At 56.4% G+C, this 1,293-nt stretch carries 1 protein-coding gene; it reads left to right on the top strand.

What is annotated here, in order from left to right; translation table 11 throughout:
• Window positions 1-541: 541 nt before the first annotated feature.
• Window positions 542-1,293, top strand: a 752-nt coding sequence (locus IEY70_RS20790; protein WP_189066934.1) for a transposase, incomplete at its 3' end; no start/stop codon positions are given.

The following is a 1,293-nucleotide window of genomic DNA, read 5'->3' on the forward strand; positions in this document are numbered from 1 at the left end:
GGAAATTGATCGACGAGCTGCTGACCATCGGTGTCAAGGCGGCCTGAAATCTTCCGGACTACTGGTTTAAGTACACTGCGTTTATCTTTTAGATAAACCGCGCGGAGCGCGGAGCAGAGGAAGTACGTTGAAGCGGGAATGGAGAGATTCCGGCGCTTTCCCGGAATCTCGCAATGTTAGCTTCAATGTACTTAATCGCGTCTAGCACGCGAAAAGACCGTTGCATAGCCCTTGGATGCGTGTGAGAGAATATCGTATCCATCGTGCCGCCTCTCGACGGGACCGGCAAATGCGAGAGGGCAGAGGCTGCAGTCAACGCATTTTCCATCTCGGACGGGATCACCGCCTAAACCAAGCTTTTTGCCGATCTAGACGAGGAAAAGTTGAAGTTGTCCAGTACTGAACGTAACCAGCGTGCATAGGGCCTCCTGGGATTGCTTTAACCCGTTGCCATTGCTTGAGACTGTGCAACAGGGTTTTCTGACATCTTTCAGTTTTGGAAAAGGACGTCCAGCACGGCTTCTGACCTCAGAATGAGGGTGTGAAACAGAAGATTAACCGCGCTGGACAGCTTTATTCTGACATGTTGACTGCCTGCTCCCGTAAGCAGCATCGAGACAACATGCAGGTGGTGCTCAACTGCTTCCTTGAAGCCCTTGGGATATCCCGCTTCCATGCCTCCACCGCCAAGTCCCCAGGCGCGATCAGCCGGTTCCTCAACCACCAGAACTGGTCGTTGCGCACCCTCATTCGAACCATCCGCCAGCACGCCCTGCACACCTTCCAGGACTCCCTCCGTGGACGCCGCGGGCGTCCACCGCTCGTCGAGCTCATCGTTGACACGACCTCCATCTCAAAGGAGGGCGCATTCGCTGAACTGGACGGCTGGATCCACACCCTGAACAGTGTTCGTGGCCTCCATGTCGTCATGCTCTACGTCTGCTGTGGTGATCTTCGCCTCCCCTGGGGCTTCAAGATCTGGCGCGGGAAAGGCTCGCCTTCACCGACAGACCTGGCACTCCGGCTTGTCCGGCAGCTCCCATCCGAGGTGCGCACACGCACCAAACACGTGCATCTGCTTGCAGATGCAGGGTTCAGCAGCCAGACATTCATGCACGGTGTTCGGGACCTGGGTCTGGACTTCACCATTGGGATGCGAGCGGATCGCAGAACCACAGAAGGGCACCGTCTGAAAGACATCACCCGCCAACAGTGCCCAGTCACGCTTGCTGGCCTCCCTGACCTCCAGTTGTGGCTGTACTGGATCTGGTTGCCCGCCAAGAAAGGAGAGAA

Origin of the sequence: Deinococcus seoulensis, from assembly GCF_014648115.1 — a bacterium.
Taxonomy (GTDB): Bacteria; Deinococcota; Deinococci; order Deinococcales; family Deinococcaceae; genus Deinococcus; species Deinococcus seoulensis.